The following is a 6,373-nucleotide window of genomic DNA, read 5'->3' on the forward strand; positions in this document are numbered from 1 at the left end:
AAGGCCGCGTTCCACGGACTTCCGAGATGAACCTAAAAAAAGGGACCCGTCTTGACGGATCCCTCTTTCTATGACTTCGACGATCTTTTCAACGTCTTCCGATGCAAGCTGCAGTGGAGCCTAATCCTTGAAACCTTCACGCGAGTCAGCTTGATCTGTCACTCACCGTGGGGTTCGCGCGTTGCATCCTGCGCGCAAAGACTTGCCGGACGGCATGGCGCTGCCAACGGCTTCGGAAGGAAGCTTCTTTGTCGAAAAGACCGGCAGACGTTAATTATTCGTCAGCCTTCGTCGCAATCACCTTCTTGCCGCGGTAGAAACCGGTCGGGCTGATGTGGTGACGGCGATGCACTTCACCGGTCGTAGCTTCGATCGCGGTGGGCGGGTTGGTCAAAAAGTCGTGAGCACGATGATTACCGCGCTTGTTGGTGGATTTCTTGTTCTGCTGAACAGCCATGGCAAACCCCACGTATACAAAACGAGTGACATTACGAGTGGTCTGCAGGACGGCACTCGATAACTAACCTGCAGACTTCCGGAAAAATCTCCGCGTCGGGACGCTTTCAAACCGTTGGCAATCAACCGTTTGAAGGGGCCGGCACAACCAACCACCCGTGGCGGCAGTTCAGTCGAAACCGTATCCCATCGTGGAAAGTGGCGAATTTTACCAAATTCGCCGAAGGTTGGCATCTGTCTAACGCATTTTTTTTGATTTGCGTTTCGGATGCGCATGAAAAAAGGGGAGGCATCACGCTTCCCCTTTCCTCTGAAACCTGGAGCGGGAGACGAGTCTCGAACTCGCGACCTCAACCTTGGCAAGGTTGCGCTCTACCAACTGAGCTACTCCCGCATTTTTTGACAGAACCCACACCCTCTCAAAGAGATAATGGAGCGGGAGACGAGTCTCGAACTCGCGACCTCAACCTTGGCAAGGTTGCGCTCTACCAACTGAGCTACTCCCGCATTCGTCCTGCGAAGGATTTGAATTTTACACAGTTTTTCGGGATTGGCAAGAGCACTCTTCCCAAAAAAACGAAAAATACCATAAACACGGTATTCGAAGATCCTTTTTCAGGCGTTTTCAGGCGATTCGAGGCGGAAGAGCGCCTTTAGCTCGTCCGTACTCAGATCGCCCACCCAGCCTTCGCCTGTCGCAACCGTCAGGTCGGCGAGCTCACGCTTGCGCTCGAGCATGTCGTTGATGCGTTCCTCGAAGGTCCCCGCGCAGAGGAAGCGGTAGACGAGCACATCCCTGCACTGGCCGATGCGGAAGGCGCGGTCGGTCGCCTGATTCTCGACGGCGGGGTTCCACCACAGGTCGTAGTGCACGACGACGGAGGCCGCCGTCAGGTTGAGGCCCGTGCCGCCCGCCTTGAGCGAGATGATGAGAAGGGCGTCCGCGGGATCGTTCTGGAAGCGGTCTACCATCTCGGCGCGCTTCGCGATGGAGACGCCACCATGGAGGAAGTCGGGCCTGACGCCCGTCGCCTTCTCGAACCAGTCCTGCAACCTCTCGCCCATCTCGGCGTACTGCGTGAAGACGAGCATCTTGCGCCCGTTCTCCCTGCACTCCTCGACAAGCTCGAAGAGCGAGTCGGCCTTGCCGCTGTCGGGAAGCCGCGGGTGCCTCTTTTCATAAAGGGACGGGGAGTTGCAGATCTGCTTGAGGGCCGTGATGAGGCTCAGCAGCATGCTCGACCTCTTCATGCCGTCCTCCTGTCCGAGCCCCTCAAGCTTCTTCATCCAGTAGTCGAGCGTCGTCTTGTAGAGTGCGGCCTGCTCGGGCGTGAGATCGACGTAGCGGTCGCAGACCACCCTGTCGGGCAGATCCGAGATGATCGACTTGTCGGTCTTGAGGCGCCTGAGCATGAAGGGAGCGGTCACCAGGCGGAAGGCCTCGAGCGCACGCTCGTTCCTGTCCGTCTCGATGGGCTTGGCGAAGGACTTCATGAATTCGTCCTGGGTGCCGAGGATGCCGGGCTGCACGATCGACAGGAGCGACCAGTACTCCATCAGCCTGTTCTCCACGGGCGTCCCGCTCATGGCGATCACCTGTCTGGCGGGGAAGTCACGAACCGCCTGCGTGATGCCGGAGCCCGTGTTCTTGACGGCCTGCGCCTCGTCGAGCACCATCAGTCTCCAAGTCTCGGCCCCAAGGACCGCCGCATCGCGCTTGAAGGTGCCGTAGGTCGTGATCGTCACGTCGGGCCGCTCCTCGACGGGCGCAAGCTGCCTGGCCGAGCCGTGGTAGACGGATGCAGTGAGGCCGGGCGCGAAGCGCTCGATCTCACGCATCCAGTTTGTCATCAGGGTGGCGGGCACGATCGCGATCGCCTTTTCCTTCGCAAACTCGCCTCGCTCCTTCATGGCTAGAAGCGTCGTGATGACCTGCAGCGTCTTCCCGAGGCCCATGTCGTCGGCAATGAGGGCGCCGAGTCCGAGCATCAGGTTTCTCATGAGCCACGAATAGCCTCTTTCCTGATAGGGGCGCAGCACCGCGTTGAGGCCCGAAGGCAGCGGAATCGAATCCACGCGCCCGAACTCACGGGTGCGCTCAATCAGGTCGTCGGGAACCGAGACGGCCGTGCCGTCGTCGAGTTCGCCCGTATAGACGGCCTTCATCATGTCGAGATATCCCGCACTCTCCATGAAGTCGACCTTCGCCTTCAGCTTTCTGAGCACTTCGGGATCGAGATACACGAACTCGTCATTGAAGGGAATGACCTCTCCCACATGAGCCATGACAGCCTCAAATTCTTCCTTGGTGAGCACCCGCTCTCCCAGAGACACCTTCCAGTCAAAGCTTCCGACGGACTCCTTCGTGATCATACCCTTGCCCGTGCTGCCCGACATGGAGACGGACAGCTTCGGCTTGAGGAGATTGCTGAGGCTCTTGGGGAGCATGACGCGGGCGCCGAGCAACTCGAGCGAAGGCACGGCGTCAAAGAGAAAGTCGCGCAGTCCGTCCTTCGGGAGCGTCGCCGGCTTGCCCTTTGAGTCGAGCACTGCCCTGAGCTCGTTGCAGTAGACGGCGAGGGATTCGAAGACGGAAAGGATCGCCAGACGGTCGGCCTCGAACTTCTCCTCCTTGAGCACGTCCCTGTAGAGCACGGGACGCGCCTTGGGACCGGCGTTGCGGGGAAGGACGCCGAGATTAACCGTCACGTTGCCGTTCTTCGCAGTGCGGACCGTCATGACGGGAACCCAGGAGAGCTGCATGAAGGCGAGCGAGAACGGCTTGAGGAACTTGCGCATGAGCGTAATGTCGGCTTGGGCGATGCCGTAATCGAGCGCCGAGCTCAGGGGCCTGGCCATCAGGGCGTAAAGCGGATCGCCCGCAAAGGTCGAAGGCACGCGCGCCGAGAATTCGACATATTCGGTCATCAGCACGGAGAGAAGCGTAAAGAGCCTGCCGGTCCGCGTGGATTGTGCGAGCGGGCACCCGCTCTTCTTGAATATGCCGAGAACATCCTTCGAGAGAATCGCGCCCGTCTCCTCGACGAACCTGCGCACGCCAACCGCCTGCATCGCAGGCATCCACATCGCCGCCACCTTGTCGCGACCTTCCGTCTTGAGGTGCACGAGCACGGGGACCGCAGCCCCCTGCCTCAGGAGCATGACGGCGGCCTTCGCGACTCGGCTCCAGGGTTCGAGACCGGGGGCGGACGCGGGCGTGCGCCCGTCGAGCTCGGAGAGCGAGATGATGAGGCGGCCCCGGTCCATCATCGACGCATCGAGACTGCGGCCGCGCGGTATGCGAAGCGACATCATGAAGCGACCGTCCGCCCAGAGAAGTTCCGGCAGCACGCGTCCACCTGAGAAGGCGGACTGGAACTTGTTCCAGAGCTCGTCAACGTCATGCCCCTGACCTTCGTGGGAACGGGACCTGCTCATCACGGGGGCGACGAGCTTTTCATAGCGGTAGCGTGAAAGCGCCTTCCCGCCCTCGACCGATGCGGGCAGAAGCGACGCGAGGCGCTTGAGATATCCGCCCTCAATTTCCTCGAGCAGAGGGAGCGCTTCGCCGTCCCCCTCTTCTGCCTCCCCCTTGGGATCGGCGAGCGCAAGCCAGACAAGAGGATCCGGCTCGAACAGCGAGACGGACTTGTCAAGATCGATACCGCGATCGCGCAGAAGTCCGGGCAGATCAACGCCCCTGAAGTGGAAGACCCACATCGGGTCCGCGTCTATCGTCTTCACCATTCCGTAGTAGACACCCGCAATATGCTTGCAGGGAACCGCATCGTCGGGACACGAGCAGGACATGCGGAACTCCCTCCACGACTGCGGGAAGAGGCTGATGCCGAGCTCCGCTGCAATCTCGCCGACCTCGGGGTCGAGCTCGCCCTCGAGAAGCTTCGCAAGCAGCGCGGGCCTCTCGGCAACAGCATCGACGAGCCTCGTGACGTCCTCGGACGGCAAGGGCTTCAAGTCAATCGCAACCTCGTAGGGCGAGTAGGCGCTGCCATGCGCAATCGCCTCGACCCTGAGCTTCGCGGGATTGAACTGCATGTCGTCGATGCGCCCCGTGTTGTAGTAGGTGCGCCCACGGGGCAGCCTGTTCTCATAATCCAAATGCGTGAGTGCGTCGATCCACTGCTTTCCCCACCATGTCGTGCCGAACTGTACGCGTCTGGCCATGCCTGAGCTCCCTCATGTCCTCAAAAGTTTCAGTCTACCAAGTCGAGCTGAAATACATCTCCTCCACAACCGAAGCCGCCTCTCAACTTTTGTAGATCTCCCCATCAATGTCTTCGGCCTTGAGCTTTCGAAGGAAGACATGGTGCGGCTCGACAACTTTCAGCAGACGGTCTTCGTGAATTTCTCTAAAACGGTACGTCAATCGTCTGGATCTGCCCTTCTTGAGGGTAGACTTCCGCATAGTCAAGAGCGCGCCTGCGCCGACAGCATCCGAGCCGAAAGCATCTGCGCGAACCTAGGCCGCATGAAGCCCGAACATTGGCCGTAAGAACCCATCAGGAGAACCGCCCCGCGCCAACCATCACGCATCCCGAAGAACAACTGCTTCTCGACTGTTTTTTTCCTACAGCTGGTTCGACACCATTGACTACGGACGCCAAGTCGAGTTGCGCGAGATTACGAAGGAGAGGGTCAAAAAGCTGCTCAACGACTGGAAGAAGGCAGGCTGGATGGAGTTGATTTCGCGCTACAACAAGGGCTTCGACATCCTACCCACGGAAGACTTCTTTTGGGAGATGGGCGCTCGTTATCCGCACGAGATTTTCAAGGCCGAAGTCCAAAGGCGCGGCGAGAGGTACGCCAGGGTCAATCGCAATGCCATTCATGTTGTTGATGTCATGTTCGGCATTTTCACTGCCTGTGCGGACCTCAAGAACGGCAAGTCCGTCGAAGATCAGACCGCCGGGATTCGGAAGCTGATGGACGAGCCGGACGGCCCTTAAGCTTCAAGAAGACGATCAAGGCTTGGTTGGAGGATCCGAAGTTCAGGCCCATGTTCGTCATCCTGCCCGATGAGGTGATGAATGAGTGGGCTGAGTGGCTCGCAAAGAAGAGCTTCGACTTGACGGCGACCGGGATCTTTTCGGTCGAATTGCCGGCCAAGCAACTCGGCTTGATTCAGGCGTGCACGCCGAGGTCAACCATCAATAGGCTTTATTCTCTTCGCAACGGCTTCTGGCTTTCCGAAAGCCCTTGGGCCTACGTGGGCACCATGCACGATGACTGGCCCCGGATGATTCTCACGGCCATGCGGCAGCTGGTTATGGAAAACGATCCGGCGGCCGCCTTCAAGACGGCGCGTGCCGCTCAGAAGGCATCGCTTTGCACCCGCACGTTCCCCGAGATGACGGCCAATTGGTTCTACGGTCAGATTCTCTATGCCAACCGCGACGTGCCGAAGCGGGTCTTGAGATAGATCTGCGACTCGCGGTTGAAGATCGAGCCGTCCTTGCCGAGCGCGCCGCTGTCGGAGCTGGAGCCGTTTTCAAGAATGAAGCCGACGGAGAGGCCGTTGCCCAGGTCTTCGGAGCATTTGAGGCCGAGGCGGGAACCGGCGAAGTTGCCCGAAGTCATTTCCAGGCTGTTGCCGCCGCTCTCGGCGACGTGCTTGTAGGTGAGGCCGGTGTCGATGGCGCCGTAGACCTTGACGCCTGCAGCGGCACAGGTGCCTGCGGCGAGGAGCGACGCAAGGGCAGCGGCCGTTTTTCCAAACTGCATGATGTTGTCTTTGACGAAGTCTGCTGAAGGGTGAATGAGGAGAGCCTTCGGAGGTCCGAGGGGCGGAATGGTTTTAGGTCTTGATTTTTTTTGAGGAATTCTTGACATTTCCAAAAACCTATGTAAAATACGACTTCTCAGATGCGGGAGTAGCTCAGTTGGTAGAGCGCAACCT

Annotated in this window: 5 protein-coding genes and 2 tRNA genes; 2 read left to right on the forward strand and 5 right to left on the reverse strand. The window is 59.2% G+C overall.

The window, feature by feature from the left end:
* Window positions 1-274: 274 nt before the first annotated feature.
* The 4 genes from rpmF to HMPREF3036_RS09775 all read right to left on the reverse strand — a co-directional run bounded on the left by rpmF (window position 275) and on the right by HMPREF3036_RS09775 (window position 4,641).
* Window positions 275-457, reverse strand: a complete 183-nt coding sequence (gene rpmF / locus HMPREF3036_RS09760) for a 50S ribosomal protein L32 (protein WP_005433400.1) — start codon at window positions 455-457, stop codon at window positions 275-277.
* Between the two features lie 317 nt (window positions 458-774).
* Window positions 775-850: transfer RNA gene (locus HMPREF3036_RS09765), tRNA-Gly, on the reverse strand.
* A 37-nt stretch (window positions 851-887) separates the two neighbouring features.
* Window positions 888-963, reverse strand: a tRNA-Gly gene (locus tag HMPREF3036_RS09770).
* Between the two features lie 108 nt (window positions 964-1,071).
* On the reverse strand, window positions 1,072-4,641 hold the full coding sequence (locus HMPREF3036_RS09775) for a DEAD/DEAH box helicase (protein WP_062334093.1): 3,570 nt from the start codon (window positions 4,639-4,641) through the stop codon (window positions 1,072-1,074).
* A 446-nt stretch (window positions 4,642-5,087) separates the two neighbouring features.
* Between HMPREF3036_RS09775 and HMPREF3036_RS09780 the strand changes: the two genes are divergently transcribed.
* Window positions 5,088-5,423, forward strand: coding sequence for a hypothetical protein (locus HMPREF3036_RS09780; RefSeq protein WP_062334097.1), 336 nt, complete (start codon window positions 5,088-5,090; stop codon window positions 5,421-5,423).
* A gap of 50 nt (window positions 5,424-5,473) precedes the next feature.
* Window positions 5,474-5,896: a hypothetical protein gene (locus tag HMPREF3036_RS09785; protein ID WP_005433406.1), complete on the forward strand. Its 423-nt coding sequence runs from the start codon at window positions 5,474-5,476 to the stop codon at window positions 5,894-5,896.
* Here the strand turns inward: HMPREF3036_RS09785 and HMPREF3036_RS09790 are convergent.
* A complete protein-coding gene (locus tag HMPREF3036_RS09790) occupies window positions 5,857-6,198 on the reverse strand; it encodes a porin (RefSeq protein ID WP_062334101.1) in 342 nt (113 codons plus the stop codon). The two genes, HMPREF3036_RS09785 and HMPREF3036_RS09790, sit on opposite strands and share 40 nt — an antisense overlap.
* Window positions 6,199-6,373: the final 175 nt, after the last annotated feature.

The sequence above is a fragment of the Sutterella sp. KLE1602 genome, assembly GCF_001578585.1.
Taxonomy (GTDB): Bacteria; Pseudomonadota; Gammaproteobacteria; order Burkholderiales; family Burkholderiaceae_F; genus Sutterella; species Sutterella wadsworthensis_A.